General features: G+C 50.4%; 19 protein-coding genes. 10 read left to right on the top strand and 9 right to left on the bottom strand.

What is annotated here, in order from left to right; genetic code table 11:
• Nucleotides 1-110 precede the first annotated feature (110 nt).
• The 6 genes from BMY62_RS10915 (at nucleotide 111) to BMY62_RS10890 (ending at nucleotide 7,568) form a co-directional block, all read left to right on the top strand.
• On the top strand, nucleotides 111-977 hold the full coding sequence (locus BMY62_RS10915) for an FkbM family methyltransferase (RefSeq protein ID WP_090659617.1): 867 nt from the start codon (nucleotides 111-113) through the stop codon (nucleotides 975-977).
• Nucleotides 978-1,023: 46 nt separating this feature from the next.
• The gene (locus BMY62_RS10910; RefSeq protein WP_090659614.1) at nucleotides 1,024-2,475 is read left to right on the top strand and encodes a lipopolysaccharide biosynthesis protein; all 1,452 of its coding nucleotides are present in this window, start codon (nucleotides 1,024-1,026) and stop codon (nucleotides 2,473-2,475) included.
• A 267-nt stretch (nucleotides 2,476-2,742) separates the two neighbouring features.
• Nucleotides 2,743-3,000 carry a PP0621 family protein gene (locus tag BMY62_RS10905; protein WP_143058795.1) on the top strand — a complete coding sequence of 86 codons (258 nt, stop codon included), beginning with the start codon at nucleotides 2,743-2,745 and terminating at the stop codon, nucleotides 2,998-3,000.
• A gap of 5 nt (nucleotides 3,001-3,005) precedes the next feature.
• Nucleotides 3,006-4,679: a two-component system sensor histidine kinase NtrB gene (locus tag BMY62_RS10900; protein ID WP_090659608.1), complete on the top strand. Its 1,674-nt coding sequence runs from the start codon at nucleotides 3,006-3,008 to the stop codon at nucleotides 4,677-4,679.
• Nucleotides 4,672-6,090, top strand: coding sequence for a sigma-54-dependent transcriptional regulator (locus BMY62_RS10895; RefSeq protein ID WP_090659605.1), 1,419 nt, complete (start codon nucleotides 4,672-4,674; stop codon nucleotides 6,088-6,090). Before BMY62_RS10900 ends, BMY62_RS10895 begins: the two co-directional genes overlap by 8 nt.
• A gap of 83 nt (nucleotides 6,091-6,173) precedes the next feature.
• Nucleotides 6,174-7,568, top strand: a complete 1,395-nt coding sequence (locus BMY62_RS10890; protein WP_090659602.1) for an alginate export family protein — start codon at nucleotides 6,174-6,176, stop codon at nucleotides 7,566-7,568.
• On the opposite strand, the gene lgt is transcribed toward BMY62_RS10890, so the two are convergent.
• Nucleotides 7,558-8,400, bottom strand: coding sequence for a prolipoprotein diacylglyceryl transferase (lgt, locus tag BMY62_RS10885; RefSeq protein ID WP_090659599.1), 843 nt, complete (start codon nucleotides 8,398-8,400; stop codon nucleotides 7,558-7,560). The genes BMY62_RS10890 and lgt overlap by 11 nt on opposite strands.
• A 127-nt stretch (nucleotides 8,401-8,527) precedes the next feature.
• Here lgt and ilvD point away from each other — a divergent pair, with 127 nt between their 5' ends.
• From ilvD to BMY62_RS10870, 3 genes are all read left to right on the top strand, one after another.
• A complete protein-coding gene (gene ilvD / locus BMY62_RS10880) occupies nucleotides 8,528-10,201 on the top strand; it encodes a dihydroxy-acid dehydratase (protein WP_090659596.1) in 1,674 nt (557 codons plus the stop codon).
• A gap of 134 nt (nucleotides 10,202-10,335) precedes the next feature.
• Nucleotides 10,336-10,755 carry a VOC family protein gene (locus tag BMY62_RS10875; protein ID WP_090659594.1) on the top strand — a complete coding sequence of 140 codons (420 nt, stop codon included), beginning with the start codon at nucleotides 10,336-10,338 and terminating at the stop codon, nucleotides 10,753-10,755.
• A gap of 536 nt (nucleotides 10,756-11,291) precedes the next feature.
• On the top strand, nucleotides 11,292-12,500 hold the full coding sequence (locus tag BMY62_RS10870) for a succinylglutamate desuccinylase/aspartoacylase family protein (RefSeq protein ID WP_090659592.1): 1,209 nt from the start codon (nucleotides 11,292-11,294) through the stop codon (nucleotides 12,498-12,500).
• Between the two features lie 137 nt (nucleotides 12,501-12,637).
• On the opposite strand, the gene BMY62_RS10865 is transcribed toward BMY62_RS10870, so the two are convergent.
• The 8 genes from BMY62_RS10865 to BMY62_RS10830 all read right to left on the bottom strand — a co-directional run bounded on the left by BMY62_RS10865 (nucleotide 12,638) and on the right by BMY62_RS10830 (nucleotide 23,609).
• Complete coding sequence (locus tag BMY62_RS10865; RefSeq protein ID WP_218142972.1) at nucleotides 12,638-13,318, bottom strand: transglycosylase SLT domain-containing protein; 681 nt, start codon at nucleotides 13,316-13,318, stop codon at nucleotides 12,638-12,640.
• 75 nt (nucleotides 13,319-13,393) lie between these two features.
• On the bottom strand, nucleotides 13,394-13,735 hold the full coding sequence (locus BMY62_RS10860; RefSeq protein WP_090659588.1) for a DUF4156 domain-containing protein: 342 nt from the start codon (nucleotides 13,733-13,735) through the stop codon (nucleotides 13,394-13,396).
• A 401-nt stretch (nucleotides 13,736-14,136) separates the two neighbouring features.
• On the bottom strand, nucleotides 14,137-15,729 hold the full coding sequence (locus BMY62_RS10855; protein WP_177170363.1) for a hypothetical protein: 1,593 nt from the start codon (nucleotides 15,727-15,729) through the stop codon (nucleotides 14,137-14,139).
• A 412-nt stretch (nucleotides 15,730-16,141) separates the two neighbouring features.
• Entirely contained in the window at nucleotides 16,142-19,417 is a 3,276-nt protein-coding gene (locus BMY62_RS10850; protein WP_090659707.1) for an efflux RND transporter permease subunit, read from the bottom strand.
• A gap of 5 nt (nucleotides 19,418-19,422) precedes the next feature.
• Nucleotides 19,423-20,511: an efflux RND transporter periplasmic adaptor subunit gene (locus BMY62_RS10845; RefSeq protein WP_090659583.1), complete on the bottom strand. Its 1,089-nt coding sequence runs from the start codon at nucleotides 20,509-20,511 to the stop codon at nucleotides 19,423-19,425.
• Nucleotides 20,512-20,521: 10 nt separating this feature from the next.
• Nucleotides 20,522-21,916 (bottom strand): TolC family protein, encoded by a 1,395-nt coding sequence (locus BMY62_RS10840; protein WP_090659580.1) that lies wholly within the window; start codon nucleotides 21,914-21,916, stop codon nucleotides 20,522-20,524.
• A 204-nt stretch (nucleotides 21,917-22,120) separates the two neighbouring features.
• Entirely contained in the window at nucleotides 22,121-22,321 is a 201-nt protein-coding gene (locus BMY62_RS10835) for a YgaP family membrane protein (protein WP_090659577.1), read from the bottom strand.
• Between the two features lies 1 nt (nucleotide 22,322).
• Nucleotides 22,323-23,609 carry an NAD(P)/FAD-dependent oxidoreductase gene (locus BMY62_RS10830; protein ID WP_090659574.1) on the bottom strand — a complete coding sequence of 429 codons (1,287 nt, stop codon included), beginning with the start codon at nucleotides 23,607-23,609 and terminating at the stop codon, nucleotides 22,323-22,325.
• Nucleotides 23,610-24,110: 501 nt separating this feature from the next.
• Here BMY62_RS10830 and BMY62_RS10825 point away from each other — a divergent pair.
• On the top strand, nucleotides 24,111-25,448 hold the full coding sequence (locus BMY62_RS10825; protein ID WP_090659704.1) for a hypothetical protein: 1,338 nt from the start codon (nucleotides 24,111-24,113) through the stop codon (nucleotides 25,446-25,448).
• Nucleotides 25,449-25,485: the final 37 nt, after the last annotated feature.

The following is a 25,485-nucleotide window of genomic DNA, read 5'->3' as shown; positions in this document are numbered from 1 at the left end:
CATCAAACATATGAAAAATAGTATACTGGCGCAACTAATAGACAAGGCCGCACAAAACCGTAATCGATTCCTTATTTGAGAAACAATAACAAGCTGTTATAGGTAGCCATATGAAATCAACTATTTCAAGCCCTCCATGGTATTTTCGTCTGGGAAAATGGATGATCAGGAATCATATTCGGGGCGGTTACCGCCTGCTGAATACTGCCGGAAATCTGGGACTGCTCAATAAAACCGCAGAATACCGGTTAAATGAACGCATCACGATCAATGTTCCACTCAACCGCTCAGGCACATGGTGGGACGGAGAGGATGTTTTGCAATACGATGCACCGACCGTTCGGCTGCTTGCCAGTACAATCGATACACTTGCTGACCCCGCTGTATTTGTCGATTGTGGCGCGGATATCGGCATGATGTCGTTACTTACCGCAATCCACACCGACAATATAGAACGCTTCATCGCGATCGAACCGAATAAAAAAGCCTTTGATATCCTGACTGAGAATTATCGCCGCCTGCCAGTCGCTTCAGAGGCAAAATTTGGCGCAATAGGTCGAATCAAGGGCACGGGCAAACTGAACAGTCCTGATTATCTGCCGGATGACGATCATGCCCGATTCATCTCTGAGTCAAAAGACGGCGATATTCCAATATATACCATAGACGACCTGGGAATAGCGCCACAGAAAAGCGTAGTTCTGAAGCTCGATGTCGAGGGTAGCGAACTGGACGCCATATTGGGCGCCACCAACACACTGGCCAACGCCAGGCAATTTGTAGTGGATCTTGAAGCACACCCATTGGTTGCCAAGAGAACACATATCGACCCGATTGAAATACTGCGTCAGCTGAACGACATCAAACCCTGCCAGTTTACAATTTGCGAGAAACCCGAAATTACCCTGCAACTGGATAAAGATTTTTTTTCACAGGTCGAAACAGTCAATTACGACATCATCGCAGTTTCCAAATAAATAATCCCAATCCAATCAAGACATAACGCAATTATTTGTTTATTCAATGTCACAATTTCCTGCAGTGGACATAAAAGCTAAGGTACTTTCTGGACTTCGCTGGACGATCAGCGCCCGTTTTGCCAGTCAATTAATCAGCTGGATGGCTACCATCTTTGTGATACGGCTGTTGAATCCAGAGGATTACGGTTTGCTCGCCATGGCAACTGTTTTTATTTCGTTTCTGGTTTTACTGAACACACTGGGTCTGGACGCACCACTGGTACAAAAAAAAGATCTGACCGAGGAAGAGCGGCGACGCATTTTCGGTGTGATTATTGTAGCGAATTTGACTATTTTTACCGGTCTGTTTCTTTCCGCGCCGTTCATTGCGGCATTCTTTGACGAACCGTCTCTGACTGCAATCGTCAGAGTATTGTCAACCACGTTCCTGATTGATATTTTCATGACGCTGCCCCTCGCAACACTGGACAGGGAAATTGCTTTCAAGCATCGATCGATTATTGAGTTTGTTACTACAATTGTATCCAGCCTGTTCACTCTGGTATTGGCTTATTATGGATTTGGCGTCTGGTCTCTGGTTTATGGTTCGCTGTTATCGCATCTCTTAAAAACGATTGGGCTCAATCTGATTGCGCCTTGCTGGTGCAAGCCCGATTTCTCCCTGACCGGTCTAAAATCGTTGTTTTTATTTGGCAGTTTCGTGACGCTGGAACGCGGTTTATGGCATATCCATTCTGAATCCGACAAACTGATCGGCGGCCGTATCATGGGAGCCGACCTTCTGGGATATTTCGCCGTTGCTTCACATCTGGCGTCATTTCCAATTCAGAAGCTTTCCAGCCTGATCCAGTCCATAGCTTTCCCTGCATTCTCAAAAGCCAAGCAGATTACAGACAAAACCGGCGTATATTTCCTGAAAGCCAGTCAGGTGGCCAGTGTCATTACATTTCCTGTCTTTTTGGGGATTTCATGCACAGCGCCCGAGCTGGTCAAAATTTTTCTGGGTGAAAAATGGGAACCAGCAATCCTTCCTTTACAGATTCTGGTACTCGTCATGCCATTCCGGGCGCTCGGCAACATTATTACACCATTACTATGGGGAATTGGCATGCCACGGGTCAGCGCAACCAATCTGTTAATCGCAGCCATCGTTATGCCGATAGCTTTCTTGATTGGTTCTCAATGGGGTCCAGTTGGGCTTAGCCTCTGCTGGGTACTCGTTTTTCCCTTCATCTACTTAGTGTACCTGATCAGAACCTGCCCACTCATCGGAATTAAAACATCCGATTGTTTAAAAACAATTACCGGTCCAATGATCTCAAGTATTCTTATGTATCTGTGCGTGATTTCAATTAATCCATACCTGTTCGGTTCATCGGGCGATATACCGCATTTGATGCAATTGATTGCGATCGGAGCAGTTACCTATCTATCTGTGATGCTGGCTTTCTTTCGTAACGATTTATTAACGGCACTCAATTCGCTCAGAAATTAGACTATCATTTCTGTCGACAGCCTTTCCACTTCACTCGCAGCCAGCTGCTCTTCATCCTGATCCGAGTTTACTAATAAAACGGCAAAGACACCGATTAATCCGGCGATTAAATTTTGTTTTTTTCGTTAAGCTTGCAATATTCATCTGACAGATACAACTTCGCATCAAAACCGACAGTTTCAATCAAATCCGTATGTGATTCACAATGGACGGTTTATACTGGCTACTGCGTTTGTTAACAGTCATGTGATACAGGAGAACATTGTTTTGGGAAAATTAGCTTTTTTCTTGATGATCGCCGTTCTGGTTTATTGGCTTATCAAAACACGATCATCTGAAGATACTGACAATCTGGAAGATAACAGCGACGAGGAAAGTGCGGCGTCAAAATCGCTCGAAGACATGGTGCGTTGCGCGCAGTGCGGCGTACACCTGCCAAGAAGCGAAAGCGTTACCAGTCAGGGTGAATTCTATTGCTGCAATGAACACCGCCTCGAACATCAACGTGAGGACTCTTCTTCATAACCACTGTGATTACGGATATTTTTTCACCGTCACTGCTTGAACCTAAAACCGGTCTGAACAGTCCGGCGCCATCCTATCCGGATTCATTCTGGCATTCGCTTTATTTATTCAACGTTTCGCGCATTATCATAACCTGCGGGCTGGCCATATTCGCGTGGTCGTTTCAATATTCCACGCTGGGCTCACACGACGACACGCTGTTCTTTTATACGGCGTCACTCTATTTGCTATTGAGCTGCCTGTTTACACTGCTGATCAAATTGCGTAAACCCGATTTTAACTGGCAGTTAATCCAGCAGGTTTGCGCCGATGTCATTTTTATTTGCGTGATGAGTTACGCCAGCGGCGGACTGGCAGGAGGGCTGGGCATATTACTCATGATATCCCTGGCTGGCGGCGGCCTGATCAGCAAAGGAAAGCTGGCATTGTTTTTTGCGGCAATTGCCACGATCGGTATTTTATTACAGGAAATTTATGCGTTTCTCTATATCGATTCCTACACGCCTCAGTTAACCCATGCCGCATTGCTTAGCATGGGCTACTTCGTTGTTGCCTGGCTTGCACACAGGCTGGCATCGCGGGCGATAGCCAGCGAGAAGCTCGCTTTTGAGCGAGGCATCGACCTGGCAAATATGGCACAGATTAATCAGCTGATTATTCAGGATCTGCAGGAAGGGGTTCTGGTTGTCGATAAAAATGGAAACATACGTCAAAGTAATCAATATGCTGAAAAACTATTGAATCTGGGGTCGCAGTTCGATTACTTCGAACCCTGCAATCTTGCCGACCATACGCCTGAACTCGCATCCAGATTATCCTGCTGGCGTGACAACACCAATATTGCTTTCGATCTGCTGCGCCTGCCCCAGAACAACACACTGGTCAGGACCCGTTTCATTTCGATCAAAAATAACCCGCATGCAAGCGTTATCATTTATCTGGAGGATACCAGCCGCTTCCAGTCGCAGATACAGCAGTTAAAGCTGGCCGCTTTGGGTCGGCTCACAGCAAACATAGCCCATGAAATCCGGAACCCGCTGTCATCCATCAGTCATGCAGCGGAATTGCTCGAAGAGGACGAACACTATGCCGGCAACGGCAGTCACAGCGAAATTGACAGTAATCGCCGTCTGCTGCGAATTATCCACGACAACACACAACGTCTGAACAGAATTGTGCAGGACGTTCTGCAGTTGAACCGTCGTGATAAAGTCAAATCAGAAATCATCGATGCCACGGAATTTATCCGGCATTTTGTGAACGATTTCTGTCTGACCGAAAAAATCGACCATACGGTTTTTCAGTTGGACACCACACTGGATGATTCTACTTGCCGAATCGACTTTGACCGGAACCATCTGCACCAGATTCTCTGGAATCTATGCCGCAATGCCTGGCGGCATTGCCGACAACAGCAAGGCAGTATTACAATCGGGTTCGATCGCTGCAGTCACAGCAACAGTCTCTGTCTGGATATCGGGGATGACGGCCCAGGAGTCCCGGCGCACCAGATCAAACAGCTGTTTGAGCCTTTTTTTACCACGGCTTCCAATGGCACCGGTCTGGGGCTTTATATTGCACGGGAGCTGTGCGAAGCCAATCACGCCTCGCTTGAGTATGTTAATCTTGAAAACGGCTTTTTCAGGTTGATCTGCAAGGATGCCAGTTGCCATGTTTAACAAAAACATTCCCGGCTCGTCGCCAGCCGGTCACCAGTCAGCACCGCATGTTCTGATTGTTGATGACGAACCGGATATTATCGAATTGCTCGAGTTGACGCTGGCACGCATGGGCATGCAAGTGATCAGCACAATGAATACGCAGGATGCCAGGACGCTGTTGCAGTCTCGCCCGTTTCAACTTTGCCTGACCGACATGCAGTTACCCGACGGCACCGGGATCGACCTGGTACAGTATATTTCCCGACACTGCGCCGGACTGCCAGTGGCTGTGATCACAGCATACGGAACAGCCGAGAATGCAGTTGCGGCGCTGAAAGCAGGTGCCTTTGATTACCTGACCAAACCGGTTTCTTTGAAACAGCTTCGCGCCCTGGTCAAATCGGCACTGAGTCTGCCGCCGATCCGCACCGAAGCCCTGCCTGAGAAAAATACCGGCAACCAGCGCACCCTGCTCGGCGAATCGGAACCCATGCGCGAGCTGCGTTTAACCATAGAGAAACTGTCACGCAGTCAGGCCGCCGTTTATATCAGCGGCGAATCCGGTAGCGGCAAGGAACTGGCCGCCCGCATGATTCATGAACGCAGCGCGCGCCGCGATCTGCCATTCGTCCCCGTCAATTGCGGCGCGATTCCTGAAAACCTGATGGAAAGCGAGTTCTTCGGTTATAAAAAAGGCGCGTTCACTGGCGCCGACAAAGACCACGACGGCTTTTTTCTGGCCGCCAACGGTGGCACGCTGTTTCTTGACGAGGTCGCCGACTTACCCCTTGCCATGCAGGTAAAACTGCTCAGGGTTATCCAGGAAAAACAGGTACGCCGGTTAGGCGATACCCAGGAAAAAAACATCGATGTGCGCATCATCAGCGCTACCCATAAAAAACTGGGCGAATGCGTTGAAAACGGGCAATTCCGTCAGGATCTGTACTACCGGTTGAATGTAATAGAACTGGATATGCCCGCGCTGCGCCAAATGCGTGAGGATATACCGCTCATCGCAAGCAGTATTCTGACCAAAATCTGTCGCGACACGAACAGGCCGCTCTGCCGACTCGATCAGGGCGCGCTTGACACACTTACCGGATACGACTTTCCCGGTAATGTGCGCGAACTGGAAAACATTCTGGAGCGTACACTGGCGCTCTGTTCCGCCGAAAAAATTGGTAAAAACGAATTGCAGCTCAAACCCAGGGAAATGCATCAGACACCTGACAGCATACCGGCCACGGCCGGTCCTGAACTGCCACTGCAGGATTATCTGGACCGTCTGGAAAAAGAATCCATCGTCAAGGCACTTGAACAAACCCGCTATAACAGAACAGCTGCGGCAAAGCTGCTGGGGATAACGGTTCGGTCCATGCGCTACCGCATGGATCGTCTGGGACTCGATTTGAAAAAACCATTCAGATAATAGTCGCCACAGTTGTTCGCCCTGCGTTTCTTGAAATTTCAGTTGAACAATCTGCTGCGTTGTAATAAATTGCCGGATTTAAATTGAATACTTATCGTCGCTCAGACACCCGCTTGCTTATCATCTTCCTGATTCTGAACGGCGCAAGCATCCTGTTCACAAGCAGAGCCCTACAGGCGCAATGGTTACTGAACGATCTGTTGCCACAAGGCTTTTCAATACAAGTCAATCATCGCAGTCGATACGAATTCATGGACGATGAATTCAGGGCCAATCAGACTGGTCAAACAGATGTCATCGTGTTTCGCACTCTGGTCCATGGCCGCGTTCAACTGCCGGCCGGTTTTACAGTGGGCGGCGAATTTCAGGATTCACGCACGACTGTTGACAGCAATGCATTGCTCAATACGACCATCGTCAATTCCGCTGAACTGCTGCGCGCCTACCTGGAATACACTCGGCCGGATATACTGGGCGGAAATCTGACCATGCAGGCCGGCAGAATGACGCTGGATGTCGGCAGTCGCAGATTTGTTTCTCGCAACCGATTCCGCAATACCATCAACAGTTTTACCGGCGTCGATATTAACTGGCACGGCAGTGCCGGCCACAACGGACTGCATCTGCGCGGTTTCTGGACACTCCCCGGCATTCGCCTTCCCGACACGCCAGCGCTGCTGCACCAGAACAGAACCGTATTTGACGATGAAGGATTCGATTTGCAATTGTGGGGAGTTTTTGCCGCAACCAATCTTTCCAGATACGGGCGTGGCGAATTGTTCGTATTCGGCCTGCATGAAAAGAATTCACCAGGCAGTCCAACCCAGAACCGGCAGCTGTTCACGCCGGGTTTTCGAATTTTCAAGACGCCGGCAGCGTCCAATATTGACTACGAATTCGAGTCAGCCTTTCAAATAGGACGGTCCCGCGCATCGCCGGCCGATTACAGGACCATGGACCATTTTGCGCATTTTCATCATCTTGAAATCGGTTTTACGCTGCCAATGGCCTGGTCGCCCAGAATCACAGCACTCTATGACTTCGCCAGCGGCGATGAAAATCCCGATGACGGCAACAATGGCCGTTTTGATACCTTGTTCGGCTCGCGCCGCTTTGACTTTGGGCCAACCGGAATTTTCGGTGCACTGGCACGCACCAACATGCATTCACCCGGACTGCGTTTACAGTTTATTCCAAATGCCCGACTCAATGCGGCAGTGGATTATCGGGCATTATGGCTTGCCTCCGATCGGGATGCATGGGGAAACAGCGGTGTCAGGGACGAAAGCGGCCGCTCGGGAAGTTTTGTCGGTTCACAGATCGATACACGCATGCAATGGCAATTGTTGCCGGGAAATATGGACATTGAACTGGGATATACGCACATTTTTTCCGGTGAATTCATGCATCAGGCGCCCAATGCGGGCCATCGAGACGATATCAACTACTTCTATACCCAGGCTACAGTCAGCTTTTAGTTTTTTTCCTGCGAGGTCTTGTTGTCGTTGCGACCGGTTTATTGTCGGCCTGCGGCTGTCGCCCCGCCCATACGATCAGAGCAGCACCGGCCATTATCATTGGAATCGACAGCCACTGCCCCATGCTGACACCGAATGTAAGCAGCCCCATGAAGCCTTCGGTCGGTTCGCGGAAAAACTCCGCAATAGAACGCACCACGCCATAGCCGATCATAAACATACCTGTCACAGCACCCATTGGTCGCGACTTTGACGAATAAATCCAGACCAGCAGAAACAGTACAATACCTTCCAGAAAAAACTGGTACAGCTGTGACGGATGGCGCGGCAAATCGTCGACATACGGAAAAACCATTCCCCAGGACACATCGGTCGGGCGTCCCCAGAGTTCGCCATTGATAAAATTACCGATACGCCCCGCTCCCAGCCCCAGCGGTACCAGCGGCACGCCGAAATCGGTAATGTTCAACCAGTGAACACCATGCTTGCGGGCCAGAATGACCATCGCCACAATGACTCCGAGAAAGCCGCCGTGAAATGACATGCCCCCTTCCCAAATGGCGAAAATACTCAACGGATTTTCCAGATAGTAACCGAACTGATAAAACAAAACATGGCCCAGCCGTCCGCCGATAATCACGCCCAGCATGCCGTAAAACAGAATATCGTCGAGCAGTTCATTGGTAACGACTGTTTTCGGACCATATTTGATGCGATAACGCCCCAGCATAAAAAACAGCAAAAAACCGATCAGATACATCAATCCGTACCAGTGAATAGACACCGGCCCCAGGGAAATGGCTACAGGATCAATCTGTGGATGAACAAGCATGGGTGATCGCCTTTTATTACGGTAAAATACGCTTATTATAACAAGGGCGCATATCACAATAGAATGCTTTCTCTGTTACATTTTTAGAACACAGACACATTACAATATAAAAATTTCAGGAGTCAGTATGCCAGACAACAAACGCAGCCAGGCCATCACGCAAGGCACCCAGCATGCGCCAAGCCGCGCAATGTTACGCGCAGTCGGTTTTACCGATGGCGATTTCAACAAGCCTATCGTCGGTGTCGCGAACGGTTACTCCACAATCACACCGTGCAACAAGGGCCTGAATGATCTGTCGCTAAAGGCTGAACAGGCATTGCGCCAGGCCGGCGCAATGCCACAGATGTTCGGCACCATCACCGTATCGGACGGCATTTCCATGGGCACAGAAGGCATGAAATACTCGCTCGTTTCAAGGGAAGTCATTGCCGATTCGATTGAAACCTGCGTACAGGCCGAAAGCATGGATGGCGTCATCGCCATTGGCGGCTGCGACAAGAATATGCCCGGTGCGATGATTGCCATCGCCCGCATGAATGTGCCCGCTATTTTCGTTTACGGCGGTACCATCAAGCCCGGCAAATACAAAGACCAGGATCTGACCATCGTCAGCGTGTTCGAAGCCGTCGGTCAGCACAGCGCAAAAAAAATAGACGATAACGAATTGCTGCAGATTGAACGGCACGCCTGCCCCGGCGCAGGTTCCTGCGGCGGTATGTTCACAGCCAATTCGATGTCGTCCGCGTTCGAAGCAATGGGCATGAGCCTGCCCTACTCCTCCACGATGTCGGCCGAGGACGAGGACAAGCTGATCAGTTCGGGCCAGTCAGCCGAGGCGCTGGTAAACGCAATCAAAAAACAGATCCTGCCGCGCGACGTTATTACCCGCAAATCAATTGAAAATGCGATAACCGTGATCATGGCTGTCGGCGGATCGACCAATGCCGTTCTGCATCTGCTGGCAATCGCTCATGCTGCTGAAGTCGATCTGACCATTGACGATTTCGAGACAATCCGCGCACGTGTTCCGGTCATCTGCGACCTGAAACCATCCGGTCGCTACGTCACGGCAGAACTGCATGAAGCGGGGGGCATTCCACAGGTGATGAAGATGCTGCTGACGAACGGTTTGCTGCATGGCGACTGCATCACTATTACTGGTCAGACAATTGCAGAAGTACTGAAGGACATACCCGAAACGCCCCGCGCCGATCAGCAGGTCATCCGCCCGTGGAGCAATCCATTGTACGCACAGGGACATCTGGCCATCCTCAAAGGTAATCTGTCTTCCGAAGGGGCCGTCGCAAAAATATCCGGCATTAAAAACCCCAAGATTACCGGCCCCGCACGCGTGTTTGAATCCGAAGAAACCTGTATGCGCGCGATTCTGGACCGCAAAATCAACCCTGGCGACGTTGTCGTGGTCCGTTACGAAGGCCCTAAAGGCGGACCCGGCATGCGCGAAATGCTTTCACCGACATCCGCCCTTATCGGCGAGGGGCTTGGCGACTCCGTCGGTCTGATCACAGATGGTCGCTTTTCCGGCGGCACTTACGGTATGGTCGTCGGTCATGTCGCACCGGAAGCTTTTGTCGGCGGCACAATCGCACTGGTCCAGGAAGGCGATTCGATCACCATCGACGCCGAGCAACGTCTGCTGCAGCTGAACGTGTCCGACGAGGAACTCGAAAAACGCCGCGCGGCCTGGCATCCACCCGAACCACGATACACCCGCGGCGTTCTGGCCAAATATGCAAAACTGGTATCAACGGCCAGCAAAGGAGCGATCACGGATTAAAAAAACCAACCAGAAAGGTGCCATGTCATACAGATACGGCACCCGTCTCGCTCTTTTACCCGGTCAGGCAACTCAATCTGCGCACTGTGCCTGGTCAGACAGGCAGGTTTCATCAATAGCATGAGGCAAGCGTAATGTTCAGGATTAAGCATATCGATCATGTAGTGTTAAGAGTAATCGATATAAAACGGATGATGCGTTTTTATATCGATGTGCTCGGCTGTGAACTCGAAAAAACCCAGGAAAACGTTGGTTTGTACCAGTTAAGGGCAGGTTCCTCGCTGATTGATCTGGTGCCAGTGGACAGCAGGCTCGGGAAAATGGGAGGCGCTGCTCCCGGTATGGAAGGCCGGAATCTGGATCATTTCTGTCTGAGAATTGAATCGTTCGATGGTGAGTCAATTTTGAGCCACTTGTGTGAAAAAGGGTATGACGGAAGCCGTGTCGAATCAAGGTACGGTGCCGAGGGAGATGGTCCATCCATCTACGTGAAAGACCCGGAGGGTAACACGATTGAACTGAAAGGCGCACCCTGGGAAACACAGGATACCTGAAACCCTTCCTGGCGAGTACTTGCAATCGAAACATGCGATATGACGCCAGTTCAAATACCGCAGCATTTTAAAATCGAAAACCCATGTAACGCAATGCATACCTGTTATCGTTACCCACCCTGTTTCACCCAGAATGTTGCAGCAAACCCGGTCGACACCCAGAAGCAGGGCATTCTATTCTCAATGTGATATGTCCTCCACTCTCAAGCAAAAACAGTACAAAAACTGATATCTCGTATCCTGATCCACCTTCTTCTGAATTTTAAACGACCAAGCAGGTTTTCTCCCTTCTCCGCTGACAGGTTCATACGTGTCTGTTCTTTTTCAATACTCACAAAAAAACAACACTTTTCATGATGTTTTTTGACATTGATAAAGTAAATTATTATTTATACCGGTCAACCAATTGTAAAAGATAAATAAAAATGCTATAAGCCAATCAAAAGGATCAGGGCTGCGGAATTATCGTTGAAATAAATATAAGCAATAGTTAACGTCCGGGCCTTCGTGTAAACGTCTGTGCGGGTTGTACTGTTATGCAGAAAATAATAGCTGGATCAATATTGCTATTGACCGTATTGAACGGTTTTGCGCATCAGCCGTACACCGGTGCCGATCATCATGAACCGGCTGACGTGGACGGTACCGCGGTCATTGTTATGCAGCCGGATGAAAATAATTATGACGAAATTCCTGACATCGGGATCGCAAGACAACCGCAACAGCTCCTGAACATTCTTTCAACCGAAGTTCCTCCCGCGCGCGCCATGCGTCTTTCCTGGCAGCCGCAGCAATCCCTGGACGGATTGCACTTGCCCACACCCGTGCTCGTCGTCAACGGCGCCCATACAGGACCAGCAGTATGTCTGACCGCAGCAATCCATGGCGATGAATTGAATGGCATCGAAATTGTTCGCCGCATCCTTCATGATCTGAACCCGGAACAATTATCGGGAACGGTAATCGGTGTCCCGATCGTTAATCTGCAGGGCTTTCACCGAACATCACGTTACCTGCCTGACCGCCGCGATCTGAATCGCTATTTTCCGGGTAATCCCGATGGCAGCTCGGCTGCTCGCATCGCACATTCTTTTTTTCAGGAGATCATTCAGCACTGCCATTTTCTTGTCGATTTGCATACCGGTTCCGCCTATCGTACGAATATGCCGCAGATCAGGGGAAATCTGAATGTTCCCGAGGTTGCCGCTTTTGCACATCTGTTTGGCATACCTGTCATTCTGCATAGCGAGGGAACAGAAGGCATGCTGCGCCATGCCGCAGTTAACGCAGGCATTCCGTCGGTCACGCTGGAAGCAGGAAAATCTCAGACGCTTCAGGAATCCGCAATTCGATATGGCGTCAAAAGCATACTGACATTACTCAACAAACTAAATATGATTGAAGTCGATAGCGATCCGGTCATGCTTGAAGCTGTTTTCTATCAATCCGCATGGATTCGCGTCAATCAGGGCGGTATTCTATTCAGTCATGTCCAGCTTGGCGAGCAGGTAATGAAAAACAGCGTGCTTGGTGTCGTGACCGACCCGATCACCAATGCGCGCAGTCAAATTGTTTCTCCCTATGACGGCCGGATCATTGGCATGGCGGTTGACCAGGTGGTGATGCCGGGTTTTGCGGGTTTTCATATTGGCATTCAGCAGACGGAAGAAAAAATGTCAACAATAGGCGGAATGCTCAATTTACCGTCTTTCCCGCTTTCAGGCCGCACTCCTGAATCGGAATAGGATATGTCACATTGGGGTACTGCAAGCCTGTGCCTGCCATTATCATGCCAGAAACGACTGAAATTGAATCATCACCTGCCCGATTCAGGCAGCGCATGCAGAACCGTTATCCGCATTATTAGTAGCCGAACACTCCATTAACTGCAAAACGGCCAGAACTGGTACCAGCGCCGGCAGCGGAACTGTTCATCGCAACGGCGCAGCTGGGCACCATATTCGCGTGCTGTATGGTCGACGCGTTCGGCTGTCCGCAGCAGCCATTGTTTGTTGCGATAGGTGCCACGGCGGTAGCCGCCATGCCCTTCATGATATGCCAGATACAGGTTTTTCGGGTCCCACTTGGAAATACCAAGCTGCTGATTGCTTTTATGGTTATACCAGCCGACAAAATCCAGTGCATCCGCCATATCTGAACGGCTTTTGAACAAACCGCCGGTCGCATCCTTGTAGTCCTTCCATGCCGGGTCCTGGACCTGCGCATAGCCACTGGCTGAAGAGGCCCTGCCCAGTGGAATAAACAAAAACCATTCGAACGGCGGTTTGGCATTGTGACGATAACTGGATTCATGCCGCACAAAAGCCATCAGTATATGCGCCGGAACGCCCCATTTGTCCTCTGAAGCTCTCGCGTAATCGTACCAGTCAGGTTGCTGTTCAAATACAGCGCACAAATCATGCTGCTGACGTGGCGGGCTGGCGGCGCAACCGGCCAGCCCGGCAAACAGCAGCAGGACAACAACCGCTTTGAAACCCGGTCCGGTTGAACGCACTGATTGAAACAGTCTGGAAAAGAAGACGCGCATTGCTTTGTGTAACATAGTGAGTATTGACCGCTACCAGCGTACCGTCACAACATACAGTTATTCCACATCCTGACTTCGTGCAAGGCAGGTTCAAGGAGCGGATTCTCGGTCTGCACCGGATTTGAAGCACTGATAGACGCCGAACCTGCGCCTGCCGTCATGAATTTCGGTAATCGGCACAATAGTATCGCCACCCAACAGCGCAGCTTCGTTGCGTGCAAGATTGGCCAGTTCTGCGGCAACTTTCTCGGCGTCACGATCAAAAACGAATTTGCTGACCACCCTGGCGTTGACATTTCCCAGTCTTTTACACGACTGGACCGCCCGTGTCGATTGAACCAGCCGAACACCTTCACCCAACGAACTCACCTTGACCCACGCACAGGAAAACAACATCAGACAGCAGCAAACAACAACCGCAATATTTCTCATCGCGCACCTTGATTCAAAAAAATCGAAAATTAATAACATGATGAATATACGAATCGATCACACGAACTACAGGACATGTTTCAAACGCTTGATCGGATTCCGGGAATATTGAATAAACACGAAAAAGTAAAAGCAGTCATTACCGTAATCACGCACATCGCATCGATTCTGAATGCCATCACTATATTTTAGCATCGACAGCTCAAACCAGACACAACCTGTTTTGCCCTGGCAAAAACAAACTTTCACATGGGATTGACTTCAATCGCAATATAGAACAGTAACGTACCGACACCGGCGGTACCGATACGTTACCAGTTAAAGTCGCCAGTCAGTATAAATTATCAAGCGGTTTTGACTGACACAGGGTTAATGACTCAATTATTTACACAATTCGCAGGCTACTTGCGCCACAGTCCCGCGTATCTGTGTTTTGAAGCAGCGCCGTCAAATGCAGTCAGCATCATGGTATTAAAACCGCTGTCCACGGCACTTTTCCATTCCTTCTGCAAAACGGATGCACTCATGCCGTGTCTGGCTTTTAGACTGCCGCCGCCGTTATGTGCAAAAATCGCAGAAAAATAAGTAGTGCCTTTGTGCTTGTAGGCGTTGAGATAAACGGGTGTTTTACCTTTCTTCCTGAAATCACGAAACACGTTTTGGTAATCGCTCTCTTTGATCCGGGATTTTATGTTCCAGCCACCATAGTTCCTGTTTCTGTAAAGCACCGTATATTTCAGCGTACTCCCGGTTGAAGCAACGGAAACGTTCACCGGTTCGAGGTTTCTTTTTTTGGCCACTTCCATAACCTTCATGTGCTGGTCATAAGTCAATCCATGACGGGCCAAATAATCTCCCTGAACTGCTTTCATAATTACGTTGTAACGAACATTCCCCCCTATTGTGTAGCTGTCAACAAAAATGGGGGCCAAATGCTTGTTGGTGTTAAATCGCTTTTGATACGCTGCGCCGCTCAAACCGAAATATGCCTTCCATTTTTTGCCTGAAGCCGGTTTCCAGCTAAAATTGAGATATCCCTGGTTCTTCACACTGTATCCATCGATCCATTCCAGCTCATAACCCGAATCGACCAGATGATCAAACAACCGCTGAAAATCGTCATCTTTATAACCAAACCGCGTGTACTCATTGAAAACTGTCCGCGGTGGCCAGATTAGAATCTTTCCGTCAGGGATTTCTTTTTTGGCAAAGCTTTTCCATCCGTTCAGATCAGCGTCGGTGCTGCTTTTGTATAAACCGCGCTCAAAAAACATTTTTGCTGCTTTACCGTTCTGTACCATATGAAGATGCAGATGCGGGCCAGAAGAACTTCCTGAATTACCCGCTTTCCCCAAAAACTGGCCTTTTTTGATCGTTACCGTTTTATTGGCCGGTAACATCACATAATTTTTCTCAGGATTGGCATCGGATTTTGGCTTGGGAAACAGCTCTGCATTGTTAGCGCATAATTTACCGGGAATCGAGCCCGGAATCATATGAGCATACAGTGCTCTGGTTCCATCAGCATGATCCACCCAGAGCATGTTACCGCCTCCCGGAATTTTATCTTTCCGGGCATGCCGCTTTCCGGGGGCCGGGTTTTCAGGTGCATTACGCCAGCAGCCGACTATCGTGCCATCCCCAATAGCATAAATCGGTTTGCCATATATCAGATAATCTGAATTTTTCTTGCCGTCAGCGCCCTTTTTGACAAAACTCCACTTTCTGTTGCCCAGATAACGCTTTACGTTAAAATCTTCGCCCTCGCCCTGTATCCCGCTGGCATGATCTCCGGTAAAGACCCGTTCACCCGGTTTTAAATCCTCGGCTTTGAAAGGCAGGGCATAGTACGTCACTGATCCTGCCTTACTGTAAGCATCCTGCATATACCCGATAAACAAACCGATGCCAATAATCATCATCCAGCAAAACCTGAATGATCGATTCCTAAATATATCGTGTATTCCATACGTTGTGATTGTATAGCTGTTCATTGACCTATCCTCCAATCCAGTCATTAATGAGTCACTGTGACTGCAGACCGATTGATCCAGCACAACTGTTTATTTCGAACCGAATTCAGGCAGCGCTGGAAGCGTTCTAAGCGGACTCATCAAATCCAGAGATAATCAAAAACAAAGAAAAAGCGGATGGCTTTTTCTTGTCAGGAGTAAAACACTTTAGCGGTGATACACAAGACAGGCAGTGGCAAATGCCACATTTACATCACATATCGGTCAATTTTTCTGAATAACTGCAAACGGCTTCGACAAGACAGAAATTTTCTAAAGAACCAGGGGGCATTTAACCTGACAGGATCATACTGTCCGGTACAGTCCTGCTCAGCCATGTCACAGACACAGCATGGTTACCGGCACTTTAGCGCTGGTCCCAGTTTGTCCCTGCTCACGACTCCAGTCGGGGCGCCTTTTCATCATCTCTTCGATGAATCAGAAAATACACCACCGGAATCACCAGCAGGGAAAACAGTGTTGAGGCGAAAATGCCGAAAATGAAACTCCAGGCCAGCCCGGAGAATATTGGATCGAGAATGATCACGAAGGCACCGAGCATGGCAGCTCCGGCGGTCAGGAAAATGGGGCGCAGACGGATCGCACCGGCCTCGATCAGAGCCTCTGCCAGCGTAACATCGCCACCGGCGCGGATACGCTCGATAAAATCGACCAGTATGATTGAATTGCGCACAACGATACCGGCAAGCGCAATCATGCCGATCATGGCGGTTGCTGTAAAATAGACTGGATTGGAATAGCCCTCGATGGGCGAGGCCGCAACCAGATTGAGCAGCCAGAAGCCGGGCATGATACCGATTATCGTCAAGGGAATGGCGATCATCATGACCAGCGGCATGGTCAGCGAACCGGTTTGACCGACCAGCAGAATATAAATCATCACCAGCGCGGCCGCAAACGCCAGTCCCAGATCGCGGAACACATCAACTGTGATTTTCCATTCTCCCTCACCAGCCAGTTCCACGGTGTAACCTTCAGGCAGCGGACGCTCGGCAAGTATGCTCTGCAGATCAAAAACTGCCTCAACAGGGCTGCGTCCCGCCATTTCAGCGATAACAAAATGCACCCGGCGCAGGTTCTTGTGATAAACCGGCTGATCCGCATTCAACACGACTGCATTCGCTATCTCGCTCAAAGCAATCAGGTCGCCTTGCGCGTTTTTCACCCGCAGCGCCAATAAATCGGCAGCCGATGAGCGCGACGCGCGCGGCAGTTGCAGCAGGATTTCAAGCGGCTGACGTTCGTTACCGGCATGCACAATGCCGACGGTATGACCTGCGGCAGCAATACGCAGCGTTTGTGCAACCTGCGCGGCGTTGATCCCGGCCAGTGCGGCTTTTTCACGGTTCAACTGAAAATGAATCTTGTCATGCACCGCTTCGGAAAAATCATCGACATCGACTACGCCGTCTATCGTTTCGATATCGGCGCGCACCCGTTTGGTAACAGTCACCAGATCACCAATACTGGCCTCGGGCGGGCCGTAGATTTCCGCAACCAGACTGGCAAGCACGGGCGGGCCGGGGGGGATTTCCACGATTTTCAGATTGGCACCAAATTGTTTTCCAATCCGTTCTATTTCAGGCCGAATGCGCAATGCGATTTCATGCGATTGATGCCTGCGCATGTCTTTGGGTAGCAGATTTATTCGAACATCACTCATATAACCGCCATTGCGCAGATAGTACCGACGCACCATGCCATTGAAATCCATCGGTGATGCCACGCCGGTATAGGTCTGATAATCGGTGACCTCATTGACGGTAGCAAGATATTGCCCCAGGGTGCGCGCGACTTCGTCTGTCTGCTCCAGCGTTGAGCCGCGGGGCATGTCGATGACGATCTGCAATTCGTTTTTGTTATCGAACGGCAACAGCTTCAACGGAACTGCACGGGTAACCGCCAGCATCACGGAAACCAGAAAAGCGGCCAGAATAATCAGCAAAAAAAACCATGCCCTTCCAGACGTTGCCAGCAACGGCTGCAACGTGGCGCGATAAATCCGGTAAACCGGCGTGTGCTCGAGATCGTCAGACGTTTCATGCTTCGGCTTGTGATAGTCACTTTGCAGCAGTTTATAACTTGCCCATGGTGTTACGGTAAAGGCAACAATTAACGAGATGAGCATGGCTACAGGAACATTGAAAGCCATCGGTGCCATGTACGGCCCCATCATCCCGGTAATAAAAAACATTGGCAGGAATGACACGATGACAGTAAACGTCGCCAGTATGGTTGGCGGCCTGACCTCGTCAACGGCTGTCAGCAAGGCATCCAGCGGCGGTTCCTTGCGCAGCTGGTAATGCCGGTGAATATTTTCGACATCGACGATCGGGTCATCGACCAGCAGCCCCAAAGACAGAATCAACGCGAACAGCGTGACCCGGTTGATGGTATAGCCGGTAAGATAATCCAGCAGCAGCGTCAGCGCCAGTGTCATCGGCACTGCAATCGAAACAATAAACGCTTCTTTCGGTCCCAGCGAGAATGCCAGCAGCGCCATGATTATCACAATCGCAAAGCACAGATGCTTGACCAGCTCGTTGACTTTGTGATTGGCGGTCTCCCCGTAATCCCGCGTCACGCTCAGCAAAACATCCTGCGGAATCAGCGTACCATGCAGCTCCTCAGCCATCGCGAGAACGTCTTCGGCCACAGTGACCGCATTACTGCCCTTGCGTTTGGCGATGGCAACCGTCACCATCTGCCGCTCCTGTCCGGCGTGCGGCTGCTCACCCGTTGCCTGGCCGACCGTGACCATATTCTCAACCGCGGGGCCAAAACCGATGCGCGTATAATGCTCGACATCGGCAGGCCCATCGACTATGCGTGCCACATCACGCAGATAAACCGGTCGATTGTCGACGCTTTTGACAACGACGCCCCCCACCTCAACGGCAGAACCGAAATGCGGTCCGGCCTCCAGCAGAATTTCACGATTACTGCGTTGAAAGCTGCCGGCCTGCACATTGACATTGGTTTCCGTCAACGCGCGCGCAACTTCCATCAAAGTCACACCGTGCGCTGCCAGCCGCGCCGGGTCGGCGTAGACCGACACGCGCCGCTGTTCGCCGCCGACCACCCAGCTTTTACCGACATCGTCGATACTCCTGAACGCGGTAATCAATTCATCTGCGATACGGCGCAGTGCCATTGAATCATAGCGGCTGTGTTGCGATGACAACGTCAATAACACGATAGGCACATGATCGATCTCGACCGGATTGACTCTCCAGCCGGTAACGTCCGGCGGAATCAGATGCTGATTGGACAGCAGCTTGTTCCAGGTTTTGATCAGACTGTCTTCATAGCTCTGGCCGACATAATAACGGACAGTCACCACCGCAGCGCCTGGCCTGGAAACGGAATAAACATACTCCACTCCCTCAATCTGCTTCAGTAATACCTCCAGTGGCGTTGCGGCCAGCTTTTCCACCTCCTCACTCGACGCACCGGGATACTCAAGCAGCACGTCCATAACCGGCACAACAATCTGAGGGTCTTCTTCACGGGGTGTCAGTATGAGTGCGACAGCGCCCGCCAGCATTGAGATAATCAGAAACAATACTGACAGCTGCGAGGTTGTAAAGACTTTGACGATTCTTGTCGTCAAACCATGCTTTATCGCTTGTTTGTTTTCGCTGCCCATGCCCATCACTGCGGCTGACTGGAACCGGTCATGACAATTTCACCTGCGCGCAAACCGGAAATAACCTCGACCCGGTCACCGATGGTTTTTCCTGTCCTGATATGACGCATGGACTGACGCCCGTCCGACAATACCCGGACAACTTCCAGTTGCCCCAGATACTGCACGGCACTGACCGGTATCAGGAGTGCCACATGCTGACCGCAGGACTGCTCCAGCCAGCCGAAATGGCCCGGCTTCAACCCTTCGATGGCCGGCAATCCAACTTTGATCAACTGCGAGTGCGTCTGTGCATCCATTTCGGGAATAATTTCATCAACTGGCGCACTGAAAGTCTGGTTCAGCGTATCAATCCGCACCGTCACTGCCTCACCGACACTGAATTCGCCGGCACAGGCAGCCGGAACTTCAACTTCCAGCCTAAGCCCGTGGGGTATCTGCAGCGTCACCACGGGCACGCCCGGCAATCCCATGTCCCCCGGTTGTTTGAGACGCTTGATAACAATACCGTCAAAAGGCGCCCGCAACAGTGTGTCCGCCAGCCGCGTCCTGATTTCGTTCAACGCGCCGGCAGCCTGGTCGGCGCGCGCGCGCGCTTCTTTTGCCAGCGCGACTGCGGCGTCATAACTTTCGCGGGTTGCAGCTTCTTTTTCAAACAGACTGCTGATCCGCTGCTCGTCTGCGCTGGTACGGACCGCATGCGCACTGGCACCGGCCAAAGCAGCGAGCGCCGCTTTTTCCCGAGCCCTGAGATCACGCTCATCCAGACGCGCTATCACATCGCCTTTCTTAACAGCGTCCCCCGCATTAACGTTGATCTCTGTAATCAGGGCTGTCAGTCTGGGAGCAATACCTGCAACGGTTCTCGACTTGACGGTACCGGGCCAGGCAAGCATATTGCCAACCAGTTCCTGTTCGACGACCGCCGTAGGACTGGCTTGTGTACTTGTTTCACCTGTCAGTGGATTTGTCCCCGGGCCTATTTTGCTGATGAAGCCCCCCTGCATATAAACCAGCAAGAGAACCAGAACCAGTGTCACCGCGACAATCGACATATATTTTTTGATAGTGTTCTGTCCACTTGCCCAAGACATAAGTATTCCTTTATTTCCAGTCGCCAACTGCTTTTTTTAGTGAAATTTCAGCGCTCAGTGCGTCGTAATGTGCTGCGATGGAATTGGACTGCGCTTTATTTCGCGCGACTTCGGATTCAATATAGCGTGTGACCGTCGCCATGCCGGCGCGCCGTTCTTCGTTCACCAGCCTAAACGCCTCCTCCGCTGCGACAACCGAAGCCTCTGAAACCTGCAACCGCGCCAGCGCTTCTTTCAACCTTAAAAAAGCAGTTTTAACTTCCTGCTCTATTGCCAGCCTGGTTTTCCGCTCCACTTCGCGCATTTCTTTTACTTTTCGTTGCGCGGCGCTGACACGCTGCCTGGTGCCGAATCCTGAAAACAGATTCATTTCAACAGCGACGCCGACAGTGACATTGTCCTGCTGACCGGAAAAACCGGGTGACTGGCTGTTTTGACCGTAACTGACAAATGCGTCCGCCTTAGGCAGATAAGCGCCCAGCTCGACTTTCAATTCGCGCTCGCTGATCTCAACCTGTCTGGCAGCCGCCATGATTTCCGGACGTTCAACCAGAGCCCGTTCAAGCAGTTCGTTAAACGATGTGCGTATACTGGGTCTGTTCAATCTGGATGCAGCCGCGACAGCAAACGCTCCAGGTTTCTCCAGACCGAGTAAATTGGCAATACTGGTTTTGGACAGCTCTATACCGTTGGCCGCACGGATTTCCGCCTCCTTCGCCTCTGCCAGCTTGACGTCCAGCGACAGCACCTCGGACTTCAACGTGGTTCCCGCTTCGTACTGCAGTTTTGTCTGATTGAGCTCGCTGGAAATGGCATAAATGGAATCTCGCGCCACCTTCACCGCTTCCTGCGCGGACAGATAGGCATAATAAGAAACCGTTACCGCTTCGACCAGCGCATTTCTTACCGACGAACGTTCAAATTCGGCTGCATCGACGCCGAGTTCAGCCGCCCTGCTTTTTTGATAATCCTGCCCCCCTCGAAACAACGATAATGAACCAATGATTTCCGGACGAAAGTTTTGCCGGTAGCCGGGGCTGTTAATGTTCTGCATAGCACTGGCATCAAAATCACGCTGCGCCACTATCATGGCAAAAACCTGCGCCGGATTGTTGGAATGTTCGTAACTTGCCCTGGCTGAAACCTGTGGATAAAAGGCAGCCAACGCCACACCCAGACGGGCTTCAGCCTGTTTGATGCGTTCGATGGCGATTTGCAGATCGGGATTGTTTGACAGAGCATAGTCAATCGCCTGATCCAGCGTAAACATCTGGGCAGCAGATTCTCTGCCTGCCGCTTCACCGGCATCAGGTGCAAACACGGCGCTTTCGTCTGCCGCCAATTGCGACGATATGACAGTTAATATCAGAATTAATACCAGCTTGTTTTGAATTATTCTTGGCATATCTCCACGCATGAACAACGATTAGCAGTGACATCCATGAAACCCGGAGAAACTGTCGACACACACGCTCGGCTGAGATTCAGGATAAATGTCATACCTACTTTTACAGTTGTTCCATCCGCAATCCGTATAAAACAGACCGATAATACATAAAGTGAACGTTAACCGCTTGTTGATCAACCTTTGTTCGACTTAAGCAGGCCTTCAAAAGGCGCCACCGGGTTTGATGCCCAGTTTTTTAAGAAGCATGGCCATAGGACAGAATCCGGTAAATGCCGATTGCAGCAGGTTTGCACCGACAAAAGCAGTAAACCACAACCAGTTTGCCGAATGAAAATGCGCCAGCAGCAGGCTGATTAAAATAAAGCTGCCGGCAACTGCCAGTACCGCCCTGTCAATCGTCATTTCATTCACCTTTTTCCTTTAACCGGGTCAACCCCATGAGTTTAAGAACTAACTTTTCATAGTAAGGCTCGGTAATGCCTTTGCGTATTTTACGCATAAAATATTTCTCGAAACCGATTTTGGCAAGATGCACCCATTTGCCTTCAGAAGACCAAGTCGTATTGCGTGGAGGAATTTGCGGCTGTGCCAGAAAAGCCACGCCGGTATCGCCGAAATCGGCCAGGCATAATGCATTCCATGTCGCCTTGTGTGACGGTTCTTTGCCGGACAATTCTTCAGCAATGTTATGCGCGACCGTCGTTACCATGGATTCAATCATGTAACCGGTTTTTGGCGCTCCAACCGGCAGAGGTGTTTTTTCTATCGGTGGTATGGCGATGCAGACACCAACGGAATAAATATTTTTAAAAGCCATATTACGCTGAAATTCATCCACCAGCACAAAACCGCGCTGATTTACAAGACCTTCCGCCTTGACATGACGCACCGCATCGACACCTGTAAAGGCGGGCAGCATCATGGAATGCTTAAATGGAAGCTCGTGCTGCTTTTTGTTTTTTCCTTCGTCGTCGACTTCGGTCACAAAAATCATTCCAGGCTCGATCTTGTCGACCCGGGCATTTGTTATCCATTTAATCGTTTTGTCGCGCAGCGCACTTTCCAGCAATCCTTTGGTATCGCCCACGCCACCCAGACCAAGATGACCGATATAGGGCTCTGAAGTGACAAACGTCATCGGCACCTTGTGACGCATTTTGCGTTTACGCAGTTCCGTTTCAAGAATCATCAGGTACTCATAAGCCGGACCAAAACAGGAAGCACCCTGCACTGCACCTACAACAATCGGGCCGGGGTCTTCGATAAATCTGCGCCAGTCTTCCGCAGCGGTGGCAGCATGATCGACGTGACAGACCGAAGACGTATAACCTTCCGGCCCCAGGCCGGGAATTTCGTCAAAAGCCAGGCGCGGCCCCGTCGCTATGACCAGGTAATCATAAACCACAGTCGACTGATCATCGAGCAACACCTGATTGTTGTCCGGGTCGATAGATGCTGCCGCTTTCTGAATAAACTCAATGCCCTTTTTGCTCATGACCGGCGCAAGCTCGATCTTCAAGGCCTCTGCCGTCCGCCATCCGGACGGCACCCATACATTTGACGGTACAAAATGAAACGTCGGTGTGTCGGAAATCACAGTCACTTCATGGTGCTTGCCAACGGCCTCCTTCATTTCATAAGCCATCGGTACGCCGCCGATACCCGCACCCAATATTACAATACGCGCCATGTTTGCCTCCCATTGACTGATACCAAGCAAATACCCAGCCGTTCAGAAATCTGACCAGGACCCCGTCCCGCCCGTATTACCGCAAATCATGTTTCAACCAAGCATAAAACAAAACAACCAAAAAAGGAATAATATTCAAGCGAAGCCGATTCTGCTGCTGCAATCAACGATATACGAATGCCAACCACAAAACAATTAACACATTACTGTCTCCACCTGAAAATTATGTTCCGCCGATTACAAAATCCTTGTCGACAACACAGCCGCATGGCGTTTTCAGGAATGGACAAAGATCAGAAACGGCTGAACTCCCATTTTAGTATTCTGCTTTTATGTTTTACTTATTTTTGATAGCACCGCTACAATAATTGATTGCCCGGCCATCTTCGATTAAGGAAAATCTGCGACGGTTTCACATGCCCACAACGGAAACAGTCGATAAACCGGTTGTAATTTGTGTACTATGCGATCTGGCATTTAAACAAACATCTTGTACATTCAATGAAACCAACCAAGCTGATATCCTTCCTGTTTATTATTTTCTTTCTCAGCGGGTGTTTATCGCCACTCACGCTGAACAGAGCAGTCATAGTTTATGATGACGCGGTTACCAAGGCAGAATCCGAACAGCTATTGATCAATATTGCCCGGGCTCAGCATCATGAACCGATTCATTTCACCAGAGTGCCGAACATTGCGGCCACATTCGATTTTCGCATGAATGCAGGGGGTACACCTGCGCTGACAGGTGACTCGGGCGGGTTACTGATGCCGTTATTCGGCGGCAGCATTGCCGAGAATCCCACGTTTACCATTATTCCGATCGAAGGCGAGGAATTTACCAGGCGATTGCTGACACCGTTTCATCAGAGTAAACTGACCCTGCTGTTGCGTCAGCACTTTGATGTCGATCTGCTGCTGCGCATGATGGCGCAGGAAGTGCACCTGCACCCTCATCATTCACATGACATCGAAATCAGCCCTCCGGTCGATTTCGAGCAGCATTTCCGCTTCAAACGGGGCAGGCATCGGAATGCCTCCGACAGAAATACGATAGAGCTGACGAGGGAGCAGGCTAACCGGGTGCGCATGCGTAGTCAAAGACACCAGAAACAGGTCACTTATCACAACAATCCATCCGATAACCCGGGATACGAAATGTTCCGCAAGGTGGCATTGCATCTTTCGGCCATTCAGGACCAGAAACAGCTTTACGTCGAGCCGTTGACCTTTGAGCGGAGCTGGACCATTCCAGCCGCATCTGTATCAGCGGAGGGATTTCAGGCACTGGAAAAGGAATTTACCGTGCGCTACAACGCGGAAGACAACACTTACACACTCAGCAAACAGTCTTTGGGACCAATCCTCATTACAAATTATGATCCCGATATCGTCTGCTGCGAGGAACGCGCGGAGCTATTCGAAATGACCAGTCCGTGGATCACACATGATGTCGCTTTTGATATCCACCCCGACTATGCGGGCGGTGAATGGCCCATTCAAGGGTCTTTCCGGCTCAGAAGTTTTCATTCCATACTCAATTTTCTGGGCCACGCACTCGGCGAAAACCCGGAATATGACGTTGAAAAAGACGCGCGGACACCACCCATCGCCCACGATGAAAACCCCAGAATGACACTGGATCTTAAGGTATCGGACACACCGCTGTCAGGCGCCGGACTGACCGTCAAATCACATGGCAATTACTATGCGATAAACACCGCGGAACCAGACGCGCACTGGAACCGGAACGCCTTTCAATTGCTGTATATTCTTTTTCGCATGACAATCACGGACGCACCGCTTCTAGGCGCGCCAAGTATTACCATTGCCAAATAGCTGGCCGTCGGCTCCGGTACCATAGGAATATTTCACT

The organism is Nitrosomonas marina, assembly GCF_900111605.1.
Lineage (GTDB): Bacteria > Pseudomonadota > Gammaproteobacteria > Burkholderiales > Nitrosomonadaceae > Nitrosomonas > Nitrosomonas marina_A.
Note: the sequence above shows the minus strand (reverse complement) of the source record. Positions and strands in the feature narration are given on the sequence as shown.